This is a genomic window from Nostoc sp. (genome assembly GCF_036916655.1).
GTDB lineage: Bacteria > Cyanobacteriota > Cyanobacteriia > Cyanobacteriales > Nostocaceae > Nostoc.
This window is the reverse complement of record NZ_JBALFY010000048.1, coordinates 60,028-82,586: the sequence shown is the minus strand read 5'-3', so window position 1 is coordinate 82,586 and position 22,559 is coordinate 60,028. Positions and strand designations below refer to the sequence as shown.

Annotated in this window: 18 protein-coding genes; 13 read left to right on the top strand and 5 right to left on the bottom strand. The window is 38.7% G+C overall.

Going from position 1 to position 22,559, the window contains the following annotated elements; genetic code table 11:
* Nucleotides 1–75 precede the first annotated feature (75 nt).
* The 12 genes from V7L31_RS12985 (at nt 76) to V7L31_RS12930 (ending at nt 14,779) form a co-directional block, all read left to right on the top strand.
* A complete protein-coding gene (locus V7L31_RS12985) occupies nt 76–567 on the top strand; it encodes a hypothetical protein (RefSeq protein WP_334696597.1) in 492 nt (163 codons plus the stop codon).
* 126 nt (nt 568–693) lie between these two features.
* Nucleotides 694–900 (top strand): hypothetical protein, encoded by a 207-nt coding sequence (locus tag V7L31_RS12980; protein WP_179069029.1) that lies wholly within the window; start codon nt 694–696, stop codon nt 898–900.
* Between the two features lie 227 nt (nt 901–1,127).
* Nucleotides 1,128–2,366 (top strand): GNAT family N-acetyltransferase, encoded by a 1,239-nt coding sequence (locus V7L31_RS12975; RefSeq protein WP_334696596.1) that lies wholly within the window; start codon nt 1,128–1,130, stop codon nt 2,364–2,366.
* A 2-nt stretch (nt 2,367–2,368) separates the two neighbouring features.
* Nucleotides 2,369–2,845 carry a Holliday junction resolvase RuvX gene (gene ruvX, locus V7L31_RS12970; RefSeq protein WP_334696595.1) on the top strand — a complete coding sequence of 159 codons (477 nt, stop codon included), beginning with the start codon at nt 2,369–2,371 and terminating at the stop codon, nt 2,843–2,845.
* Nucleotides 2,846–2,987: 142 nt separating this feature from the next.
* Complete coding sequence (locus V7L31_RS12965; RefSeq protein ID WP_179064283.1) at nt 2,988–3,560, top strand: DUF3727 domain-containing protein; 573 nt, start codon at nt 2,988–2,990, stop codon at nt 3,558–3,560.
* A gap of 330 nt (nt 3,561–3,890) precedes the next feature.
* On the top strand, nt 3,891–4,508 hold the full coding sequence (locus V7L31_RS12960) for a hypothetical protein (protein WP_334696594.1): 618 nt from the start codon (nt 3,891–3,893) through the stop codon (nt 4,506–4,508).
* Between the two features lie 63 nt (nt 4,509–4,571).
* Complete coding sequence (locus V7L31_RS12955; protein WP_179069028.1) at nt 4,572–5,111, top strand: YqeG family HAD IIIA-type phosphatase; 540 nt, start codon at nt 4,572–4,574, stop codon at nt 5,109–5,111.
* A 399-nt stretch (nt 5,112–5,510) separates the two neighbouring features.
* Nucleotides 5,511–6,803 (top strand): ATP-binding protein, encoded by a 1,293-nt coding sequence (locus V7L31_RS12950; protein WP_334696593.1) that lies wholly within the window; start codon nt 5,511–5,513, stop codon nt 6,801–6,803.
* A 14-nt stretch (nt 6,804–6,817) separates the two neighbouring features.
* Nucleotides 6,818–9,877 (top strand): ABC transporter substrate-binding protein, encoded by a 3,060-nt coding sequence (locus V7L31_RS12945; RefSeq protein ID WP_334696592.1) that lies wholly within the window; start codon nt 6,818–6,820, stop codon nt 9,875–9,877.
* A 36-nt stretch (nt 9,878–9,913) separates the two neighbouring features.
* Nucleotides 9,914–12,838: an ABC transporter substrate-binding protein gene (locus tag V7L31_RS12940; protein WP_334696591.1), complete on the top strand. Its 2,925-nt coding sequence runs from the start codon at nt 9,914–9,916 to the stop codon at nt 12,836–12,838.
* 191 nt (nt 12,839–13,029) lie between these two features.
* A complete protein-coding gene (gene proB, locus V7L31_RS12935; RefSeq protein ID WP_334696590.1) occupies nt 13,030–14,139 on the top strand; it encodes a glutamate 5-kinase in 1,110 nt (369 codons plus the stop codon).
* A gap of 52 nt (nt 14,140–14,191) precedes the next feature.
* Nucleotides 14,192–14,779: a Uma2 family endonuclease gene (locus V7L31_RS12930; protein WP_334696589.1), complete on the top strand. Its 588-nt coding sequence runs from the start codon at nt 14,192–14,194 to the stop codon at nt 14,777–14,779.
* A gap of 72 nt (nt 14,780–14,851) precedes the next feature.
* Here the strand turns inward: V7L31_RS12930 and V7L31_RS12925 are convergent, their stop codons facing one another.
* The 4 genes from V7L31_RS12925 to V7L31_RS12910 all read right to left on the bottom strand — a co-directional run bounded on the left by V7L31_RS12925 (nt 14,852) and on the right by V7L31_RS12910 (nt 18,115).
* The gene (locus tag V7L31_RS12925; RefSeq protein ID WP_334696588.1) at nt 14,852–15,646 is read right to left on the bottom strand and encodes a hypothetical protein; all 795 of its coding nucleotides are present in this window, start codon (nt 15,644–15,646) and stop codon (nt 14,852–14,854) included.
* A gap of 56 nt (nt 15,647–15,702) precedes the next feature.
* The gene (locus V7L31_RS12920) at nt 15,703–16,344 is read right to left on the bottom strand and encodes an HAD family hydrolase (protein ID WP_334696587.1); all 642 of its coding nucleotides are present in this window, start codon (nt 16,342–16,344) and stop codon (nt 15,703–15,705) included.
* 16 nt (nt 16,345–16,360) lie between these two features.
* Nucleotides 16,361–17,332 carry an ROK family protein gene (locus tag V7L31_RS12915; RefSeq protein ID WP_334696586.1) on the bottom strand — a complete coding sequence of 324 codons (972 nt, stop codon included), beginning with the start codon at nt 17,330–17,332 and terminating at the stop codon, nt 16,361–16,363.
* A 168-nt stretch (nt 17,333–17,500) separates the two neighbouring features.
* Nucleotides 17,501–18,115, bottom strand: coding sequence for a Uma2 family endonuclease (locus V7L31_RS12910; RefSeq protein WP_334696585.1), 615 nt, complete (start codon nt 18,113–18,115; stop codon nt 17,501–17,503).
* Between the two features lie 1,036 nt (nt 18,116–19,151).
* Here V7L31_RS12910 and V7L31_RS12905 point away from each other — a divergent pair.
* Entirely contained in the window at nt 19,152–20,129 is a 978-nt protein-coding gene (locus V7L31_RS12905; protein WP_334696584.1) for a sucrase ferredoxin, read from the top strand.
* 160 nt (nt 20,130–20,289) lie between these two features.
* Here V7L31_RS12905 and V7L31_RS12900 read toward each other — a convergent pair whose 3' ends face one another.
* Nucleotides 20,290–21,879, bottom strand: a complete 1,590-nt coding sequence (locus V7L31_RS12900) for a helix-turn-helix domain-containing protein (protein WP_334696583.1) — start codon at nt 21,877–21,879, stop codon at nt 20,290–20,292.
* Nucleotides 21,880–22,559: the final 680 nt, after the last annotated feature.

The window sequence follows — 22,559 nt, the reverse complement described above, 5'->3', positions numbered from 1 at the left end:
GCAGAGGAGCAGGGGGAGAAGAATTAATAACCAATGCCCAATGACAAATGACAAAATGGTGTGAGGAGTTGGTTTATGAAATATATTCCATATTTGGTTTCAGTTTTGGGGGCTGGCTTGATTTTGAGTCTGGCGAGTATGAAACCAGCACAAGCTCAAGTAGCTTATGGCAGTTATATCGGTATCGGTCCCACTGTTGGGATTACCGATGGTATCCAATTGGGGGGAGTGATAGCAGGACGCTACAAGCTTTTGGAAGCGCCAATTTCACTGCGCGCTCAAGTGTTAATTGGTCGGAATACGGCAGTTGTGCCAACGGTTTCTTACGATTTTCCCCTCAATTGGCAAGCTGATGCCTATTTGGGTGCTGGATTGGTGCTGGCTGGTGGTGGTGATTCTTCTCCTGTGGGGGACAAAATTAGTTTTGCTTTACAACCAGGCATTGATTATATGATCCCAAATAGCAATACAGTTCTTTTTGGCAATGCCATCATTGCTTTTGATGCCTACCGTGATAGCGGTGGTACAGCTATCTCCGTACAAGGTGGTGTCGGTTTGAGATTTTAAGGGGCAGAGGCTATCCCTAAGAAGCGTTAAACTTCATTGCAAATTAAGAAGTTAGTCCAAACAACGTGATAATTTTTGGTGATGAAGAGAGACAGCATAGGATTAACACAGGAGAACACAGTGGCAATGGAATCAAATTTATTAACGGATGCAGCCGCAGAAGACGTGAATCAAGATTTCAGTGAATATGTCGCTAACCTACAACTTCACATGACCCTGCAAGCTCGCAATCTTGTTCCAACCCTGAAACAAACACTGGTAGATAGTCGCCAGCAATTACTCCATCAAACCCAAGCCAACTTTGAAAAGCTCGTTTCTCGACAAGGGCTATAAAATATATACAAATTTTAATCAAAATTCCAATAAAATAAGGGCAGATGTTGTTGGGTCAATGCCAATGGTGTTCTCACAAGGTCTGCTTTTTCGGCTTTTTTAAGTATTAAGTTACTAAAATCACCCTTTTGGCACAATAGTAGAGGGCAGAAACTAGTTAAAATTATTGCAGCAGTTTCTCCCTTTCCAGAGCAGTTAGTTAAGGCTAAATGGCGGCTCGAATAAAAATGACTTCATTAATTCCCAGAAACCTCAGCGTTGTTATCCGACCAGTCCAATACCGGGATCTGGACGGGATTGAGCGCATAACTCAAGAGTCATTCGCAGCCCTTACTCCCCAGGGAGCAGGTTTTGCCATCAGCCAGATGCAAAGGCTGCGTCGCTGGTATGGATTACTCAAGTTTTTGAGTTGGTTCCCTAACCCGCTACAGTATCGCCTCTGTGCCTATATCGCAGAGCAAGGGCGGATACTTTTAGGAATGATTCAAGTGTCACCCTTTAACCGGACACGCAGTACTTGGCGGATCGATCAAGTGCTACTAGAGCGTGGTGTCGATAAACAAGGAGTTGGTTCGCAACTTTTGCGTCATTGCTTTGAATCGATTTTGGAAGCTCGCACTTGGTTACTGGAAGTTAACATCAATGACATAGAGGCGCTGGCATTATATCGACAAAATGGATTCCAGCGTTTGGCAGAAATGACGTACTGGGAAATTGGGCCAGAATTACTGGCTGAATTGGCCCAAGCAGAGCCAGATTTGCCCAATCTTTTGCCAGTGAGTAATGCTGATGCCCAGTTGCTATATCAACTAGATACGGCATCGATGCCACCTCTGGTACGTCAGGTTTTTGACCGCAATACCCGCGACTTTAAAACCAGCTTGTTCGGCGCTTTAACTGATGCAGTGAAGCAATGGCTGACTAAAACAGAAGTAGTTAGCGGTTACGTATTTGAACCCCAACGTAAAGCTGCGATCGGCTATTTTCAGGTGCAACTTGACCGTAAGGGTGAAGTTCCTCACGCGGCAACGTTGACGGTTCATCCGGCTTACACTTGGCTGTATCCAGAATTACTATCCCAACTGGCTCGGATTGCCCAAGATTTTCCCCAACAAGGTTTACAACTAGCTTCCTCAGATTATCAGGCAGAGCGAGAAGAGTATTTGGAGCGAATTGGGGCAAAACGCATAGAACATACATTAGTTATGTCTCGCTCTGTGTGGCATAAGCTACGGGAGTCTAAATTTGTCTCCTTAGAAGGAATCCAGTGGACTGATATGCTGCAAGGTCTACAACCGGCACGTAAACCGATACCAGGTGGAATGTCATGGATACAACCAGGAAAACTGCCATCCTCAGAGAAACCACTGCCAAGTAAGTCAGAACCGATTAACTTTTCGGTAAAAAACCCCGGCATAGAAGCATCGCCGATTTCAGAATCAGCAGATGCCCAGCAGGAGGATTAGTTGTGATATCCCAAGGGCAAGCAAAACCGTTTATTTCAGCGTTGGGACTAGATTTCGGTCGCAAGCGCATTGGTGTGGCTGGGTGCGATCGCACGGGTTTAATTGCCACGGGAATCACCACTATTGAGCGTACATCTTTTGAGCAAGATGTCGAGCAAATCCGACAAATCGTTAATGAACGTGAGGTGCAAGTTCTAGTTATGGGCTTACCCTATTCAATGGATGGCTCACTAGGATTTCAGGCTCGTCAAGTTCAGAAATTTACTACAAGACTTTCTAAAGCACTAAAACTGCCTGTGGAATATATGGATGAGCGATTAACTTCATTTCAAGCAGAACAACTGCTGATAGCTGAAAACCGCTCCCCGTCACGCCATAAAGGTTTGATTGACCGCAAGGCAGCTGCTTTGATTTTACAACAATGGCTGGATGTGAAGCGTGCTAACTCTCGGAGTTCAGTTGCGGCTATTGAATATTGATACCTTTTAACATGATATTCTGAAAACGATTAGCCAGCAGTTGTATCTACGTATAAAGCTATTTGCTTGACATAATATGTCATTAAGATAGTTAAGCGATTTCCAATATTGCTGGTATTTATTAAATTTCTACATTTCGGCTATGTTTTCCTCTCCATTCTCTGAAGAAAATGATAACGCTCATGCGGGTTCCATCACTTTAACCGATGACAAGGGGCGATCGCTCGACTGTTATATTGAGCATTCCCTGGAGGTAGATGGACAAGAATACGTTTTGCTTCTTCCTGTAGACTCACCTGTAGAAATTTTTTCTTGGGAAGGTGACGGTGAGGAAGAGGAAGCAGTTCTGGTAGAAGATGACGCCATCATTGAGCAAATTTTTGCGAATGCTCAAGCTGTTCTATCCGAGCAAAACCTGATATTGAAGAACACAGCTTATGCTTTGACTGTTGAAGGTGATTTACCGCCAGTTGAAGAATCAGAACTCTTCACCTTAGAAATCGAAGACGAAGGGGAAGATTTAGAGCCAGAGCAATTACAGCTACTCGCTAGTTTCTATGATGAAGATCAGGAGTATGCGATTTATACACCCCTAGATCCTCTGTTGTTTTTTGCACGGATAACAAAAACAGGTGAACCCGAATTACTCTCTCCAGAGGAGTTTCGCCAAGTGCAACCTTTGTTAGAAGAACATCTTTTTAATGAAGTTGAATAAGATTAAAAATTCAAAATGTAATATTTTCATTTTGAATTTTTTAATTGGAAATTTTTATTCCCAGTACAGTTGAACCTTGTACCATTTTTCATTAAATGTAGAAAGGAATGAAACACTAAATTGCAACAATTAGTGTTGTTTAAAATCCTGGAAAAAGCATTTTAGTTGATAAGCTGTTCTATATTTAAATTGCATATACTGGGCGGGCAAGATGCCCACCCCACAAGGGTTATATTCAATTTGATTATGCAAATTAGATGTTTTTTAGCTTAGAGATTTTTAGTCCAAAATCTACAATCCAAAATCTAAAATTGCTATGAGGTTCTGAGAATGGCTTATAGCGACTTTACATTAAGTAAATTTAAAAAGTCATTCAGCATCCGCATTGATGAAGAAACTAACTTGTTTGCCGACATAGAACCTTTACAGGCAAGTGAGAAACTCAAAAATTCTTTAGAAGAAACTACAGAACTGGCTTTAGCAATCAATACTGAAAAGGCTCGTTCAGAAATGATTATTACTCCGATATTGTTGGAGGTAAGGCGCAGGGCTAATTATCCAATTAGTTTATTTTCGGGAACCGATTTTAATGTAGATGCAGAAAAAGGACTAAATGGCTATTGTGACTTTATCATTAGTCGTTCTAAAGAGCAACTAACAATTAATGTACCGGTAGTGGTTATTATTGAAGCCAAAAATGAAAATATTAAAGGTGGATTAGGTCAATGTGCCGCCGCAATGTTAGCAGCACAATTGTTTAATCAACAAGAAGGAAATGAAATCAGAAAAATTTACGGCGCGGTAACAACTGGTGATATTTGGAAGTTTTTGAAGTTAGAAGAAAACGATATATTTATTGATTTGAGTAGTTATTATATCAAAGAGATAGATAAGATTTTAGGGATTTTATCTCAAAGTGTTCAGGGCGATATTCCAGGATGGAGTTAGACTAACTAAACTATATTGGGTTATGCTCATTTGTCTGAAGCTACTTAAATTTGACTGTTGACTATGACCTGGAACAATCTTTTACAGCCTGACTTGATTTTAGAGGGTTCTGTGTTGAACCTAACACCAGATATTATCCAAAAATACGGGCTAAAAGGGCTGGTATTGGATGTAGATGAAACTTTAGTACCCTTTACAGTCGGGATAGCTTCCCCAGAACTACGGGAGTGGGTGGAGCAAATTCGCACCTGTACTGCACTGTGTTTGGTGAGTAACAATCTGAGTGAAGCGCGAATTGGTGGAATTGCGCGATCGCTCAACTTGCCTTACTATTTGGGTGCAGCCAAGCCTTCCCGCCGCAAAATTAGAGCCGCACTGAGGGGAATGGATCTACCAGTCCATCAAGTGGGGATGGTAGGCGATCGCTTATTTACCGATGTCATCGCAGGTAATCGCCTGGGAATGTTTACCATTTTAGTGGAACCGATTGTTCATGCTGACGCGGCTCTCCGCTCTCATCCCATCCGCAACTTTGAAGTTTGGATATCTGAAATTCTGGGAGCCTCTATTACCCCCAAGAAAAGGAAGATTCACAAAAGTTGAGAAATCGTCAGGAAAGTAAATCTAAAGAAATAATTAAGGAATTTTAATGTGATTCAAAAATCGGGGATCATAAGTATTAATAACATGGGGTCAGCCAAAAAAGATCCTAACTCATACTAAGTAAATATACTCCGTAAAGCGTCAACCTTCACTATAGAGGGATTGGCGCTTTGCATATTGAACTGGGGACTGAGTACTGGGTATTAGAAAAACTCTTCCTCAGTCCCTATCTCTAATCCCTAATAAAGAGTCCCTAATTAATCTCAGTCCAAACGGTGGATTGAGCAAATAAATCAATCAGGTGTATTACATACAGCCTAGCAAGCATTTCATGATGCTACATAAAGTGATAGTATTCACTTAATTTCACTTAAGTGTTTACTTAAAAATATTGCATAAATGCCCCAAAATCCTTTTATTGTCGGAAAACCAGTACCTCCAGAGCATTTCGTAGGGCGAGCATCAGAAATTGCAGCTGCTTTTGATCAAATTTATAACCGCAGCCATTTAGCGATTTGGGGTGGTTCAGGTATGGGCAAAACCTCCTTTTTACAGAAAATAGAATCACCCCAAGCTTGGCTAGACCACGGAATGGATTCATCCCAAGCCGTAATTGTTCGTTTTAGTTGCGAGAGTATCGCTCCTTTCACTCCCTCAGATTTTTGGGGAGAAGTACTGAGCCTTATCAAAGATAAATTAGCAGGTCAATCTGCATTACAGACTGAAATTGATGCAATTCTGCAAGCAGGAAAGCCGGCTAAAGATAACCTGCGACAGATATTACGAAAGCTGAAAGCACAAGATAAATATCTAGTGTTGTTAATAGACGACTTCCATGTAGCACTGCACACGAACCAGGAATATGATGAAGATGCAATGCAAAGATTTTTGAGTGAGTGCCGTAATTTAGCTGTTCACTCTGCTGAAGGACAACATTTGTCGATGATTGTTACTTCTCTTAAGCGTCTCAATGAATTAGGACTAAAGCTTAATCCCAATGCTTCACCCTGGTACAACCATTATCTATTTTTGCGACTCAAGACATTTAATAACAGTGAAATTGACGACGTATTTAAGACATTAAGAATACCTGATTTACGGGAAGCAATTAAAGAAATTACAGGCGGACACCCGTCTTTGTTACAAACATCTGGTTTTTTACTGCATAGAGATTTACTCACTGCAAATGCACCAAATGTAGATAAATTTATTAGCAATTTTGAAAGTGTGACGCAGCAGATTTTTCAAACTATTTGGGAAAGGTGTAGTGAAGTAGAACAAACTCTACTTATGCTAATGGCTCTTTCTGCTTTAAAAGGTCGCCTGCATAAACAAAAACAATTTGATGTTAGTGGTATCGAATTAATTTTTAGCCAAAGAGAGGGAGAGCTAATCAAACTGGAAGAACAAGGTGTAGTTACTCACTCTGTTCATGAAGAGAAAAATATTTACTCTTTCACTTCATCAACAATGGAGCGCTGGGTAATTCAAGAAATTCGACCAACAGATGAGCAGTGGTTGCAAGCACGAGAAAAAGTTTTTCTCAATTTGATGAGTCGCCAGCAGATGGATAAATTTACTACAGCTATTAAATGGCTATGGAAGAATCAAGACAAAATTCCAAAAATTATAGAATGGTTTGGTAAGTTAGTAGCTGCTTTCCCTAAAGGATTTATTTTACCAAGTAATTAGTTTGGGCAAGTAATATGAATGGAGCAAATGATCGCAGAAATCCTTATATTATTGGTCGTCCAATACATGAACGCAGCAAATTTTTTGGTCGTCAAAGTTTATTTGCCTTTATTGAAGATAATCTAAGCCAAGGTGTAAGAGTTATCTTGTTGCATGGTCAAAGACGGATTGGTAAATCATCTGTACTTAAACAGATTCCCAATTTCGTTCAGCTTGATAAATTTATTTTTATTCAATTTGATCTGCAAGATAAAGGTAATTTAAGTCTTAGTGATATTCTTTACGATTTAGCTATAAAAATTACTGAAATAGTTAATGATAAGTCAATACTGCCCCAAAGGGAATTACTTAAGGAAGAATCAATATTTTCTGAGGTATTTCTACCACAAGTTTTTCAGAAAATAGAGAATAAAAACTTAGTATTATTACTTGATGAATTTGATGTCGTCAATGATGAATTTTTTCCATATTTATCAAGCCTTATAAATAACGATAAAGTAAACTTATTTATTATACCAGTAATCGGAAGGTATCTTCATGATTTACCAAATTTGCTGAGTTTATTTAAGAGTGCGCCATCTGAACTAATTGGTTTTCTAGATGATACTAGTGCTAAACGAATGATTGCTAATCCTGCTGAAGGAATTTTGATATATCAATCAGCAGCAATACAGAAAATTTTACAACTTTCAGCAGGACACCCATGTTTTACTCAAGTTATTTGCTCTACTCTTTTTGAACAAGCAAGAGAAAATAATAAATGGAGTATTGAACGTGCTGATGTAGATTCCATTTTAAAAAAAGCAATTGAAAAAGCTGATTTTTTATTGCAAAATTTTTGGGATGTACTGACTGTTGAAGAAAGAATTATTATGTCAGCTGTAGCAGAGGCTGAAAAAATAGCTATTGGACAAGGAAAAAGAGTTCCGGGAGAACCATTAAATTTACTTAGTAAAAATGGCATAAATCAGACAGAACAGCTAAATCAAGCCTGGGAAAGACTAATAGAAAACCGCTATTTATCTGGTAACGGACGCACAATCACAGTGGAATTAATCCGTTGTTGGTTGCTACAATATCATTCTCTACAAAACGAAATTCAAGCTTTAAAAACACAAGAATTACAAATACTAAAAAATGAAAACGTTAAAGATATTGTTAATAATTTAGTCGAAGTAGCAAATTTTTGGTCTGAACAGGGACAACACCAACTAGCATTACAGCATTACGAACAAGCTCTAGAAAGAGATCCTAATAATTTGAATATTAAAGTGTCTTTGGCTGAAGAATACTTAAAAGTCAAAGATTTTGAAAAATACTTAGAACGTCACAGACAACTTTACCAGGCAGATCCTGAAAATTTTCAAATAACATATCTAGATGCGCTGTCCGAATATGGACATTATTTAATAATCCAACGAGAATACGGATTAGCAAAGAAACAATACAATAAAATTTTAGAAATTGAACCTAATATAAAATCAGCAAGACAGAAAATTTTAGAAATAGAAAGTTATGAGTACCTAACGATTTCCTCACTAAGTTTAGAGCCTCCCCTACGACCACCGCAAATTCCTAGAAGTAAAACTTTAGTAGGAATCCTAGCAGGAATAACAATTTTGGGAATTGTATTTTATGTTGCTAATCGCTTATCCTCGGACTGTTCTCCAGGTCAACAGAAAGAGTTTAGTCTTTTTTGTATAGAAGATAACAATAGAATTAGTAACGGTGATCGCACTTTTTTTTCTAATGTTAAAAACATTAATCGTGACCAAGGAATTCAAGCCTTTAAAAAACAAGATTATAAACAAGCAATTAAATTATTTCAACAAGCTGTAGAAGCTAATCTAAATGACCCGGAAGTCCTCATCTACTATAATAATGCCCTCGCCCGTGGCAGGGGAAATCCGATCACTTTGGCAGTAGCTGTTCCAGCAGATAACAATACTAACTTTGCTCAAGAAATTTTGCGTGGTGTATCACAAGCCCAATACCAGTTTAATAATCGAAAAAACAGCTTAAATGGTCGATTGCTGGAAATTAAAATTGCTAACGATGCAGGTAAACCAGAACAAGCCCAAGAAGTAGCTGCCGAGTTGATAAAAGATAATTCAATTTTAGGAGTTATTGGTCACTACAGTTCTGAATCTACTAAAACAGCTTTACAAGAATATAACAAAACAGATATCGCGATTATCTCTCCAAGCAGCACCAGTACAAAATTACAGGGTCAGAATTTTTTTAGGAGTTTACCTTCTGATGCTGCTGGAGGTAAAAAATTAGCGGAATATGCGTTCAAGAACTTGAATTTAAAAAAAGTAGTGATTTTCTATAATCCTAATAGTTCATACAGTGACAGCATGAGAGAAGAATTTCAACATAACTTTGAACAACTTGGAGGTAAGGTACTTCGCAAGCCAGAAATTAATTTAGCTGATACTTCACTAGATATAAATGTAGAAGTTAACAGAAGTATTGATAGATACAAAGCAGAAGCAGCGGTATTAATTCCAGATGCACTACATGCAGATATTGCTCTCAAAATTGCCAAAGCAAACCAGGAAGCATTAGATAGAACTAGGACTCCATCTCAAAATGGAGCCAGAGCAGGAATGAAGCTTTTAGGTGGCGATGTTCTCTACAGCGACGAGACCTTAACTAGAGGTAAAAATGCAGTGGAAGGTTTAATTACAGTTGTTCCTTGGTTTCGCGAAGCACCACAAGCACAAATCTTTGCCCAAAAAGCATTCAATCAATGGAGAGGAGGAGTGAGTTGGCGAACAGCAACCAGCTACGATGCTACCCAAGCTTTTATTCAGGCTTTGACTGCTAATTCTGATCGCACAACAGTTATCAAAAACTTAAGAAGTGTTAATCTTTCTCAAGATAATACATCTGGAGATCCACTTCAATTTAATTCCGAAGGAGAGCGACAGACAGAGCCAATTTTAGTTCAAGTCCAAGGTGGAAGGTGGGTTATGCTACATATGCTACAGCTACAAGAACAAAAACAGACGATAATTATACAGCAACAAGAACAAAAACAGCCTAAATGTTTTTTTTTGGTAAAATAGATCACATCACCAACCTCTTAATCTACGGTTAATGCTATGGTATTTCGGAGAAACCCTTACATAATCGGTCGTCCAATCGATGATCCAAAACTACTTTTTGGACGAGGAGATTTGTTTTATTTTATTAAGGATAATCTGAGTCAAGGTGTAAAAATCACTTTGTTGCATGGTCAAAGACGTATCGGTAAGTCATCTATTATTCGTAATATTCCAAAATTTGTTCAATTAGAAGACTTTGTTTTTATTTACTTCAATTTAGAAGATTATTCTGGGGATAATCTCTGTAAAATCTTAGCAGAACTATCTAAAGAAATTATTGATCATCTGCAACTAGATGCAGAAAAGATTAAACTCCCTAGTATTCCAGATTTAGAAAAAGAAGCATATATTTTTTACAGTGAATTTTTGACTAAAGTTTATGATGAAATAGTCGGTAAAAAAATAGTTTTAGTACTAGATGAGTTTGAAACATTAATTACTCCTATTTCTGCCTCATTGCTGGATGAATTTTTCACATATTTGTATTCAATAATTGAAGTAGAAGACAAACTATTTTTGATTATGTTTGCAGGCAGACAATCAGCAAATATGCCGAACTTACTCGATTATTTTCAGGATGTTTCTATCTATGAAATCGGTTTTTTAAATGAAAATAGTGCTACACAGCTAATCACCCAGCCTGCTGAGGGAATTTTAGAATATGAGCCAGAAGCAATTCAAGCCATTATTGAACTATCAGCAGGACATCCTTATTTTATTCAAGTCATCTGCTTTGCTATTTTTGTCAGAGCTAGGGAATTAGATGAATGGCATATTAACCAGGAAGATATAGATAATATTGTTGATAAAGCAATTGAGAATGCAGAAGCAGGACTAGCATGGTTTTGGGAAGGACTAAATATTCCAGAAAAAGTTGTGTTTTCTGCTGTTGCGGAGTCTCAAAATATGGCTATTGAGAAATATCAAATAGTTTTAGAAAACCCATTTATCCTACTTAAAAAATACGGAATTTTCAAAACAGAAGTTATGGAACAAGCAGTTAAAGAACTTGTGGCTTATAATTTTTTGGATGACACAGGTGACAGAATAAAAATTGAATTAGTGCGCCGCTGGTTACTGCAACGTCATCCATTGCGACAAGAAATTAAGGAATTAGAAAAACTTAATCAAAAAGAAAGTTATTCTAATTATGAGGCGGAAAAATATTTAACTATAGAGGAAAAAAAAACGAATAATCTAGCTATTTATAATACAGCTAAGACACAAAACTCTAGTAGTTTAAATTCGGAACTTTTTTGGACATCTTTAGAACTTGAAGTTCAAGCTGAACGAGCAAATACTGTTCGCAAAAAAGAATTTTCATATGCAGATAAATTGAAGCAGCAACATCATTGGAAAGAGGCAAAAGATTTATTTAACAAAGTATTAGACATAGAGCCATTGAAGATTTTTGCACAAAGTAATAAGCGAAAAATTGAAGTTTTAGAAGAGGAAGAAAAGAAGCAGAGTATCTTGAAGGGAGAATACTATTCTCCAGAAAAATGGAGGTTATCCAAAAGAATGCATCTCGGTATTATAGTAGTATCAATGGGAATCGCTGCTATTGCAGGGATAGGTATTAGTCGTTTGTCAACACCATGTTTGATAAGCCAAAATAAAGTATTAGGTGTTTTTTGTGTAGACGATCCAAGCATTAATTTTAGTAGCGGCGAACGTACGTTTTTTACTATTATAAATAACGCTGATCGTGACCAAGGAATTAAAGCTTTTAAACAAGAAAAATATCAAGAAGCCAGTAAGCTATTTGAAGAAGCTATAAAAGCTAATCGCAATGACCCAGAAGTACGAATTTACTATAACAATGCCCTTGCTCGTAACAAAAGAAATCCGATCACTTTGGCAGCATCTGTTCCAGTAGATAACAATACTAACTTTGCTCAAGAAATATTACGCGGTGTAGCACAAGCACAACAAGAGTTTAATAATAGAAATGGTTTAAATAATAGATTACTGGAAATTAAAATTGCCAATGATGCAGGTAAACCAGAACAAGCCCAAGAAGTAGCTGCCGAGTTGATAAAAGACAAATCGATTTTAGGAGTTATTGGTCACTACAGTTCTGAATCTACAGAAGCGGCGTTAGAAGAGTATAACAAAACATATATCCCTATTATCTCTCCAAGCAGCACCAGTACAAAATTACAGAGTAAGAATTTCTTTAGGAGTTTACCTTCTGATGCTGCTGGAGGAAAAAAGTTAGCGGGATATGCGTTCAAGAACTTAAATTTAAAAAAAGTAGTGATTTTCTATAATCCTGATAGTTTATACAGTGACAGCATGAGAGAAGAATTTCAACATAACTTTGAGCAACTTGGAGGTAAGGTACTTCGCAAGCCAGAAATTGATTTATCTAATACCTCATTAGATATAAATGCAGAAGTTAACAGAAGTATTTATATATACAAATCAGAAGCAGCGGTATTAATTCCAGATGCACTACATGCAGATATTGCTCTCAAAATTGCCAAAGTAAACCAGGAAGCATTAGATAGGCCTCCATCTCAAAATGGAGCCAGAGCAGGAATGAAGCTTTTAGGTGGCGATGTTCTTTACAGCGACGAAACCTTAACTACAGGTAAAAATGCAGTGGAAGGTTTAATTACAGTTGTTCCTTGGTTTAGAGAAGCACCACAAGCACAAATCTTTGCCAAAAAAGCCAAAAAGCTATGGGGAGAAGAAGTGAGTTGGCGAACAGCAACTAGCTACGATGCTACGCAAGCTTTTATTCAAGCTTTGTCTTCTAATTCTAATCGTACAACGATTCTCGAAAGATTAGAAAATGCGAAGTTTTCGGTCAATGAAACTTCAGGATATCCATTCAAATTTAGTTCTGAAGGAGAACGGGAAACTGAGCCAATTTTAGTACAGATAAAAGGTGGGAAGTTTGTTGCAGTACCATAATGAGTTATGAATTGAATTTACTCCTTTTCGGGTGAAAAAATACTGAAATATTTATAAAAAAATATCCAACTATTTCTTGTAGGATGGGTGTCTCGCCCGTCTTGTGAATTGGGTGGACTTTTCAGTTTACCGCACAAGATTGGATAATTTATTTCTTGGCAATCTTTAACTTCTAACTTTTCACTTTTTAGATGTCACTAACAATTGTTGTCAAAATCGGTACTTCTAGCCTAACTCAACCAGAAACAGGACAATTAGCACTTTCTACCATCGCTACTTTGGCGGAAACACTCTGCCATCTAAGACGCCAAGGACATCGGGTGATTCTGGTTTCTTCTGGTGCTGTGGGGGTAGGTTGTGCGCGGTTGGGTTTAACTGAACGTCCCAAAGCGATCGCACTGAAACAGGCTGTAGCAGCAGTTGGACAAGGTAGGTTAATTCGGATATATGATGATTTATTTACTACCTTGCAACAAGCGATCGCTCAAGTATTACTGACTCGCAGTGACTTGGTACAGCGCAGTCGCTATCTCAACGCCTACAATACTTTTCAGGAATTACTGGGACTGGGAGTGATCCCCATAGTAAATGAAAATGATACCGTCGCAATAGACGAACTAAAATTTGGTGATAATGACACTCTTTCGGCATTGGTTGCTAGTTTAGTAGAAGCAGATTGGCTATTTCTACTTACCGATGTTGATCGGTTGTACTCAGCCGATCCCCGTTCCGTACCCGATGCGCGACCGATCGCTTTAGTTAGTAGCATTAAAGAATTAACAGAATTACAGATACAAACAAGTTCCCAAGGTTCCCAGTGGGGTACTGGTGGGATGACGACAAAAATTTCGGCTGCGAGAATTGCGATCGCTGCGGGGGTACGTACTGTAATTACCCAAGGGCGATTTCCCCGAAATATCGAAAAAATTATCCAAGGTGAACTGATTGGAACGCATTTTGAACCGCAACCTGAACCAACTTCGGCGCGTAAACGTTGGATAGCTTACGGACTTGTACCTGCGGGGAAATTGTATTTAGATGAAGGTGCGATCGCGGCAATTTCTCTAGCTGGGAAATCCTTATTAGCTGCTGGAATTAAAGTAGTAGAAGGAGAGTTTGACACACAAGAAGCAGTGCAATTGTGTGACAGCAACGGTAACGAAATTGCCAGAGGACTTGTGAATTACAACAGCAATGAACTGCAAAAGATTCGCGGCTGTCATTCACGAGAAATTTCTACAATTTTAGGTCATGCCGGTGCAGAAACCGTGATTCATCGAGATAATTTGGTTTTGACTTAAAATAGAAATAAGATAAATTTCGTAACTACTAACTAAGAGAGTAAAAAATATTATGACTCAAACGTTAGAAAATGCTGTTAACTTACCAGAAGAACAACGCTTCTTTCGGCATGGATTAAGTTGGGAACAGTTTAAAGCGATTCAAGCTAGCTTTGAAAATGTACCAGGAGTGCGGCTGTTTTATTGTGATGGAGTCTTAGAAATAGTGACTATTGGTAAGCCTCATGAGGCGATTAAGTGTTTAATTGCTGCACTTTTGATTACTTATTTTGAAGTCAAGGGTATTGAATTTTTCCCCAGTGGGAGTTTTAGTCAGATTGTTCCCAAGATAGTAGAATATCAAGCTGACTTATCTTATTGCTTTGTAACCGATAAACCTATACCAGACCTTTGTATTGAAGTAGTGATTACTAGCGGTAGTCCCATAAAATTACAGAAGTACAAATTGATGGGAGTCCCGGAAATTTGGTTTTGGGAAGATGGCACAATTGAAGTCTACTGCTTGCGAGAACAAGAATATGAGAAAGTTGTTCAAAGTGAGCTATTAACAGAATTAGATTTATCCCTGCTCAATCGTTGTGTTTTGTTATCGTCTCCCTTGGAAGCAATTAGAGAGTTTCGTCAGGGTATTCAACAGTAATAGTAAGTTTAAACAGAATAATATTGGATATTAATATTGTGATTTCTAGAGTAAAAAATGGGGAAAAGTTTGTTAACGTTCATAGATTTTGCCCCTGCCAATAGCGATCGGCAATTGATGAAATTTTGCCCTAGTGTTGAACTGAAACGCCACAGGAGCGCCGTTGGCATCGACTCGAAACACAATAGTACCGCAACCTATTCCAGTACTATTCGGTGAGCGCGTGTCATCATTGTGGCGAATAGCACTTGAATCATAAACCGTTACGCTAACCGTGCCATTAGAGTTCATCACAGGTTTTGCTGCCACAAACATGACGTGTCCTGTATCTGCGTGTTCAGTAATCGGTTCCATTGCCCAGGCGATAATGTCACCAGGCATTGCATCCATTAGTCGGTTGATTGCCTTCCATTCGCGTACCGAAGTAGAGTGTTGTTGCAATTGATGAAAGTATTCGTAGTATTTAAAGGCGCGGGGCCTGGGCTGTTTCGGTTCCTTGGGAATTAGCGCCAGATATTCAGGTGCAATCTGATTCAACACATAACCTACAAATCCAGAACAATCCATATCGTAAACTCCATTGATTTTATCAACGAAGGTTTTGTGGGTGTAGTGCGTCTCCCGCATCGTATTCAAGATGTGTTTTGCTGCGATCGCTAATGGATTAACATAAATCTTCTCACTGTGGGTAGGGCGTTTTTCTACTGAAGATGATATGGCATCACTACTAGTAAATTTGATCTTGCCTTCAACAAAACTTTCTAATGGCTGTTGAGCCGCTCGGCTAAATACACCAGATGTATCTAAAATGAGTAGGCTGAGTGTAACTACTCTCAATGTCAGAAGCGTAAATGTGTTAAGTGTCATAATTCACCAAATGATGAACTGTAAAAAATAGCTTAAGTGATATTTCACCCTATTGGTTAATGGTGTAACAACAAAGAAGGCAGTTGGTGCATTGAGTAAAAGACATACGCTCCAGATGCCTCAAGTAGAGTAGCCTCACTTTGCTTGGTGTAACCTAAAACTCTCATCCCAGCGGCAACACCTGCACGTACGCCCAAAACGCTATCTTCTACAACCGTACAGTATGCAGCTTGAAACCCCATACTTTTAGCCGTATGTAAGAATAAATCGGGTGCTGGCTTCCAACTTCCAATTTGATATGAGCTAAAAATACGTCCTTCAAATCGAGGTAGTAGGTTCGTTACACGCAAAGCTAACTTAATTTTTTCGGGTGGGCCACTGGAAGCAACGCAAATAGGCAGATTAATCTTGTCTAAAGCTGCTTCTATTCCTTCTACAGGACGTAATTCACGCTCGAATGCTTCAGCAGTGCGGGTACGAAGCTGAGTTACAAAATCTTGTGGCATCTTCTTCCCAAATCTTTGCTCAATGACAGCAACACAATCAGCCATTTTGCAACCCTTAAATAACAAAATAGCTTCTTCAAGTTTCATTGCCAGCCCAAATTCAGCGACAAATTCCACAAGAACGCGATTGCCTAATCCTTCACTGTCTACTAATACTCCATCACAATCAAAAATAACTAATTCTGTTTGCACTTATACGCTCCACACCTCACTCATTTATTGTCATAGAAGCGATCGCCACACCGCCCCACAACGGCGCATCATCCCCCAGAAGCGCCGACACAATTTCAAAATCAACCTCCGGTAAAGCCGTCTCCCGCGCCACCTGACGCACAACCCGCCAAAAATCCTCCCCCGCCTTCATCACACTGCCTCCCAACAAAAAGCGCTGCGGATTCATCAAGTTCGCTACATTGCCAATACCCACACCCAGCGCCCAAGCAGCCTTGTGCAAAACTTCCTTCGCCACATCATCCCCAGCAGCCGCCGCCTCACTTACCAACTGCCCCGTCAGCAACGTTAAATCTCCTCCCACCAAACCTCTCAAAATTTCTCCATCTCTGAGTCCTCCGCGCCTCTGCGGTTCGTTCTCCAAAATTTCCCTAACATTTTGCGCCATATAAGGCCCCGACGCCAAACGTTCCACACATCCCCGCTTGCCACACAAACAAACTGGCCCAGCAGGATCGACAACGATGTGTCCAATCTCACCAGCCATTCCACCAGCACCCCGCCAAGGCTTACCGTTGAGTATCCAACCACCACCTACGCCAGTGCTGACAGTTATGTAAAACAGGCTATCGTATCCCTGTCCCGCACCAAAGCGATGTTCTCCCAAAGCAGCAATATTCGCGTCATTATCTACATCAACAGGAACGCCAAACTCCTCTTCCAACAAAGCTTTGAGAGGAATATTTTCCCATCCAGCGACATGATGAGATAGTCGCACCATCCCCGTGGAGGCATCAACTGGGCCGCCAAAGCTAACACCGATCGCAGCAGGTTTTGTATCTTCCAGCAACGAGTAAATTAGCGATCGCATTATTTCCAAGTCAGTGCTAGCATTTGCATTTACTGGCGAGAGACGACGTTCATAACGCAACCACGTTCTCGAACCAAGATTTACCAATGCTGCTGCTAGCTTAGTTCCGCCAAAATCGAGAGCTAAAATTAATGTCATGGTTTTGAACCTTTCCAATAAATGCGATCGCACATTTTCTGGCACTCGATCAATAATGGATTGCTACACCAAAGTGCTTTTGTCAGATTAAATGATTAAATAAAGCTTTTAATAGGCGGTGAGAAGAGATTTAGTACAGATTAATAATAAATTATGCCAGGATATGCGTTAGTTAGCCGCATCAAAAATCTGTTGCGTGGTTAAATTTAATTGAGGAAAGGTAGGTGATGAAATCGCAGTGTTGCCTTGAAACGGTGTCATTTGATATTCACCATCAACCAACTCGCAGACAAAAATAGTGGGTTGCTTAGGATTGCCGATAAACTTTCTTGCACCCAATGCAGCATAATCAGCAATCCAATATTCAGGAATGCCCATTTCCTCATAATCACTAAATTTATTGTAATAATCATCTCGCCAGTTAGTTGAAACAACTTCAATAACTATTGGAACCGATGCTGCTTGGCTTACTGTTGACTGTTTTTGAAAAAGCGGTTCATTGTCGAGATTATCAAGATTTAGCAGCAAAACATCAGGCGAGTAAGCGGATTCGGCAGTAGGAGTTTTGACTAATGCGGTTTTGGGAATTCCGTAGGGTAAATTAAGACGATCAAACTCCACGGTTAATTTCCGCGACAAAAACGCAACAACTTTTTCATGCGATCCGCTTGGAGGCGGCATTTCAAAAATTACTCCCTTGTGTAATTCATAGCGTCTACCATCGTTAGGATACCATTCGCTAAATTCATTGAAGGTGAGTAACTTGGGCAAGGCTTGGGTCATAATCTTACCTCCACATCTGTTTTACTTTATCAAAATATTCACAATTTCCGTTGGAATAATTAAGTGCCTTTACTAGCAACAATTTGTCACAATTGCCAAGCTTTATTTATTAAATTGAAACTATCAATGCTTTTCTAGTAAGCTATCTCCACTATGCAACGCCTGTTCACCGTGATTCAAGCAACATCCTAAGAGACAACAAACTGTAAAGAAGTCATAAAGATTCTTAAATACTTGCATTTCTTATTGACTTCAGTTAGAGTCAAAGTAGATGCCTATCATCAAACCCTGACATAAGCTTCAGGAAGTTAGATTAGGTAAAACGCTAAATACAAAATTCGTTAATGTTGATTTTAGTAACGCTGATAACAATTAGTCACTAGTTTTCATTGTTAACTTATCGCACATCAAGTACGGGGCTGTAAAGCATTTGCCCCCAATTTAATTGTTTTTATTTTCTCAGCTATTGAGAATTATTTGCAATATGTATAGAATCGATCGATAGTGTGGAAGAAATCTTAAAACAGTATGGCTTACCAGAGCGATCGCTGTTTATTAAATGTTTCCGCATCTACCTTTAGGAATATGTCTCTCACGAGAGCGGCACAGAATTATATCTTTATGTGTAAAAACAGGATCTATAAGTAGCTATGTAGATAATTTAAGTAAAACTTTAAACAATTAGATTGTTGCTAGAAATATTTTTGATTGTAGTATCAGCTACATCGATATGTTTGGAAAAGCCGAGTTTCCGCAAGTGAAAATTTATGGAATACCAGATAACAATAAAACTAGATACAAAATTAACGCCACTCATACGGAAAAATATCTCTTGACACTGTTTATCTTTATTGTGGAGAATTTATTAACCGGAAAGACCTCGATCAATAATGATGTTATAAAGTGGCTACCTAGTTTTAACTGGGAAATGAATATTGTTCTTTTTATCTCCTTTAGCCAAGGATATTGTAGTGAAGAACACAAATGTATTTGGTAATACCTTTTGTCCATAAAATACGCTAATGAGTACAGCGAGATGAATACTTTTTTTTGTTCTGACGATTCACGACAAGTAGGAGAAGATGTTATTGGTAGTGCCACCAATTATCAAACTTATATTTTAGTTGAGTGTCCTTTACCTTGGACATCAGAAGCCTTTAATTCCAAATGGGTACCTGAGAATTTGAGGATTTTGGTAGAAGAAGTGAAGCGTGCTAAATTACCGATTAGATTCCTCTTAATTGCTAATGATGTATCACACAGGGTAAATCACACTACGCTTTTGATTTATCAAAAAGAAGAGGGGCTAAGTAATGGATACCATAAGCAAGAGTTTAAGCTAGCAAATATTGAGCAAGTAGCAGGAGTTGTCCAAAAATGGATATGGGGTATCGATTCTAATTTAGAAGTTGAAACTAGTACAACTAGAGATATTTTAATTTGTACCCACGGTAGCCATGATAAGTGTTGTGCAAAATATGGCGCTCCTTTTTACTTCCATGTAACAGCGAAAAATGCTGATTTGTGCTTAGATAATGTGCGAATTTGGAAATCATCGCATTTTGGTGGACATCGGTTTGCACCAACAGTCATAGACTTACCAGAAGGAAGATACTATGGTCGTCTAGAGCGAGATTCATTTAGATCGATTTTGACTCGCACTGGTGATATTCAATGCTTACATCAAGTCTATCGAGGCTGGGGAATTCTGCCTGCGGCACTTCAGGTTTTGGAAAGAGAACTAATTCTCTCTAAAGGATGGGATTGGTTTAATTACAAAGTTGCAGGTAAAATTTTAGAGCAAAGTTTAGACAATAATACTATCCTAGCTGAACTAAGTTTTGAACAACCTTCTGGTTCTCTCTACACTTATCAGGCTAAACTTGTGAGAGATGAAAACAAGACTCAACAATTAAAGAGTTCATGTAATGCTACAAGAGAGTTAGTAGTTACTAAATATGCTGTCGGTAGTCTTTGGATTAGCTCTAGTAAGGTGATGAGTTATAGTACGTAAAAGAGGAGAGTTTTTAAACGCAGAGGAACGCAAAGGTAAGCGCAGAGGTACGCGGAGTCTTACTGTATTTAGTATAACGCTGCACAAATTCGTAAAAAAAATCTCTGCGTACCTTTGCGTTTCCCTCTGCGTTCCTTTGCGTTTAAATTCCAAATCAAGATTAAGTCATATTTAAGACTTTCCGTAACAGAACTTGGTCTTCTAATTTGGCTTTTAAACGACCATTTTCAATATCTCGAATCCAGCTTTGGCTTTTACCTGTAAGTTTTGCCAACTCTCTTTGGGAGAGATTCAAATTTTTTCGCGCTTGCAAAATTTGTTCGCCTAGTAAATCGTTTGTAGCTTTAGGTTTCCTTTTGGCTTTGGCAGTTCTTGTTTTCTTTTTTTCCGATTCTGAGATTTGCTGTTCCCATTCTGGTGGGAGTTCAAAAGCTAAAATCCGCGCATTCATTAGCAGATTCCACTTACCACGGGGGCCTGTGTCTGTGAGGCGAGTTTCAGAACCACCGTCGTTAGTCCAAAATTCTAATGCTTCATCTGGATCTTCGGGAAGATCGATTAATTTTGCCCACAAAGGTTGAATTTCTGGTGGGTAAGTAACTGGATCGAAAAGCGGTTTCATTCCATAGTGATTGAGAATTTCTAAGTCGCTTTCAAAAGTTCGCAGCAGACGTTTGCGTTCTTCTCGTTGTCTGGATGCAAGAGCGACTTTTTCTTCGCCATAAGCAATACGCAGCAAGGTAGGAATGGTGATGCGTTGTTCCTTGCCCATTTTGGTTTTAAACAGCAACCACAGCATTAATCGGACTGCGCCTTCGTGTTGCTGCCAAATGCTCATGACTGTGGTTAGCAGTGTTTTGGGAAGACTGCCGTATTGATAGAATGCGGTTCGCTCTTTACATGCTTGTTTGTTTAAGAAATATTGCGCCCAAATACCTGCTTTTACTTTAAAAGTTAGCCCAATTAGATATTTGCATCCGAGATTGTCTTCTTGGAAGTGGTGCTGAATATCTACTAAGTGCCATAAGCGGCTGTCTGTAACAGAGAATCCGTTAATTCGACCTTGTTGGGGCCAGTCAATGGAGATAATTAGGGAGCAAGCTTGCTGAACGATATTTTTCATTAAAGCTAGCTTGGCAGCTTTGCTTAAATCTTTGCGTTTCTCCATCCCCAGGTATTTCTCGATTTGTCGCTCATCGATCGCAAATTCTTGCTCCCAAGGTTGCTCTAAGGCTGTAGCATAAGCTGCAAAAATTAGATGTATGCAGGCGGCTCTGATGTCAAGCCCCTCAATTGCTGCTATATCTGTGGCCTTGTCGTTCACTGTTAATGGATCTTGGATGTGAAAAGCGATCGCACCTCGTCCTTGATTGACTTGTCGGCTGTAACTGATGTAGCCTTCTTCATCGGTTTCCCAATGTAGGGATGTGCGCTGCGCTAATACATTACAAGCTTCCCAAATTGCGATCGCAGAAGCAAATGGATTATTCTTGCCGTTAGAAAACAAGTCTAAGCTGCTAGCATCTCTTGGTTCAACTTTGCATCTCCCTTTTTTCGCTTGCCAAGGAATAGGAGAATTAGTTGGACAAGCTATTACACATTGCGGTTTTGAATAATAGCCCTCACAATTATTACAAAGACCAGGATCAACCCAGTATTCATTGTCCTCTATTTTGATTGCACCCGTAGGACATTGGGGGCGGCAGTTGTCACATCCAACGCAACTGTTGTTAGGAATTGTATAAGGCATAAGGCTCTTTTCCCACTCTAATCGTTGAGATGTCTGTCTCTGGTTTCCCCTGGATGAGTCCTGTCTATTCATGACTCGCTACCACATAATCTTTCTGGCGAGAAAAATTATTCTCACCATATTCACTCCCCACATCCATATTTTGACGGCATCCAATTGGAAGCTATTTAAGGCTTTTAAACCAAGCCTGACAAAACTTCTTTATTAACTATACATTTCATGAAAATAATGATTAATTTGTTCGTGTCGAGCTTAGAAAGATATCTTAATCTTCATTTAATTACGTATTGAATGAAGATTTTAGCTTTAACCATAAAGTGTTTTTAGAACATATTTTAGCTTGATACGATTGGAATTCATCTGATTTATTAATAATTTTAATATTTAAGACACGCTTGGATTCTGCCATAAAAATTACAGTTGCTTTATAAAATAATCATGTTTTCTTCATAAATTCATTATATTTATTTAAATCGAAAACAGATATTTATTTTGTCATCATTTATATAAATAGTTGAATCAAATGAAATTGCAAATTGTTGCTTTGCAAAATACATATTGCATATATCAAAATGTAATTATTGAACATTTGTTTTTGTATATATGTATACTGTTTATCTAGATTTATTTGTCTAAAGCTAAAACTATTTGAAAAATAATATCATCACTTTTATCGATAT

What these genes read in the sequence shown, in the direction of transcription:
- V7L31_RS12950 (WP_334696593.1), top strand. Translation starts at nt 5,511, where the DNA reads ATGCCCCAAAATCCTTTTATTGTCGGAAAACCAGTACCTCCAGAGCAT.
- V7L31_RS12925 (WP_334696588.1), bottom strand. Translation starts at nt 15,646, where the DNA reads ATGACACTTAACACATTTACGCTTCTGACATTGAGAGTAGTTACACTC.
- V7L31_RS12910 (WP_334696585.1), bottom strand. Translation starts at nt 18,115, where the DNA reads ATGACCCAAGCCTTGCCCAAGTTACTCACCTTCAATGAATTTAGCGAA.
- V7L31_RS12900 (WP_334696583.1), bottom strand. Translation starts at nt 21,879, where the DNA reads ATGCCTTATACAATTCCTAACAACAGTTGCGTTGGATGTGACAACTGC.
- V7L31_RS12975 (WP_334696596.1), top strand. Translation starts at nt 1,128, where the DNA reads ATGACTTCATTAATTCCCAGAAACCTCAGCGTTGTTATCCGACCAGTC.
- V7L31_RS12930 (WP_334696589.1), top strand. Translation starts at nt 14,192, where the DNA reads ATGACTCAAACGTTAGAAAATGCTGTTAACTTACCAGAAGAACAACGC.
- V7L31_RS12905 (WP_334696584.1), top strand. Translation starts at nt 19,152, where the DNA reads ATGAATACTTTTTTTTGTTCTGACGATTCACGACAAGTAGGAGAAGAT.
- V7L31_RS12980 (WP_179069029.1), top strand. Translation starts at nt 694, where the DNA reads ATGGAATCAAATTTATTAACGGATGCAGCCGCAGAAGACGTGAATCAA.
- V7L31_RS12940 (WP_334696591.1), top strand. Translation starts at nt 9,914, where the DNA reads ATGGTATTTCGGAGAAACCCTTACATAATCGGTCGTCCAATCGATGAT.
- V7L31_RS12965 (WP_179064283.1), top strand. Translation starts at nt 2,988, where the DNA reads ATGTTTTCCTCTCCATTCTCTGAAGAAAATGATAACGCTCATGCGGGT.
- V7L31_RS12945 (WP_334696592.1), top strand. Translation starts at nt 6,818, where the DNA reads ATGAATGGAGCAAATGATCGCAGAAATCCTTATATTATTGGTCGTCCA.
- V7L31_RS12955 (WP_179069028.1), top strand. Translation starts at nt 4,572, where the DNA reads ATGACCTGGAACAATCTTTTACAGCCTGACTTGATTTTAGAGGGTTCT.
- V7L31_RS12985 (WP_334696597.1), top strand. Translation starts at nt 76, where the DNA reads ATGAAATATATTCCATATTTGGTTTCAGTTTTGGGGGCTGGCTTGATT.
- V7L31_RS12960 (WP_334696594.1), top strand. Translation starts at nt 3,891, where the DNA reads ATGGCTTATAGCGACTTTACATTAAGTAAATTTAAAAAGTCATTCAGC.
- V7L31_RS12915 (WP_334696586.1), bottom strand. Translation starts at nt 17,332, where the DNA reads ATGACATTAATTTTAGCTCTCGATTTTGGCGGAACTAAGCTAGCAGCA.
- proB (WP_334696590.1), top strand. Translation starts at nt 13,030, where the DNA reads ATGTCACTAACAATTGTTGTCAAAATCGGTACTTCTAGCCTAACTCAA.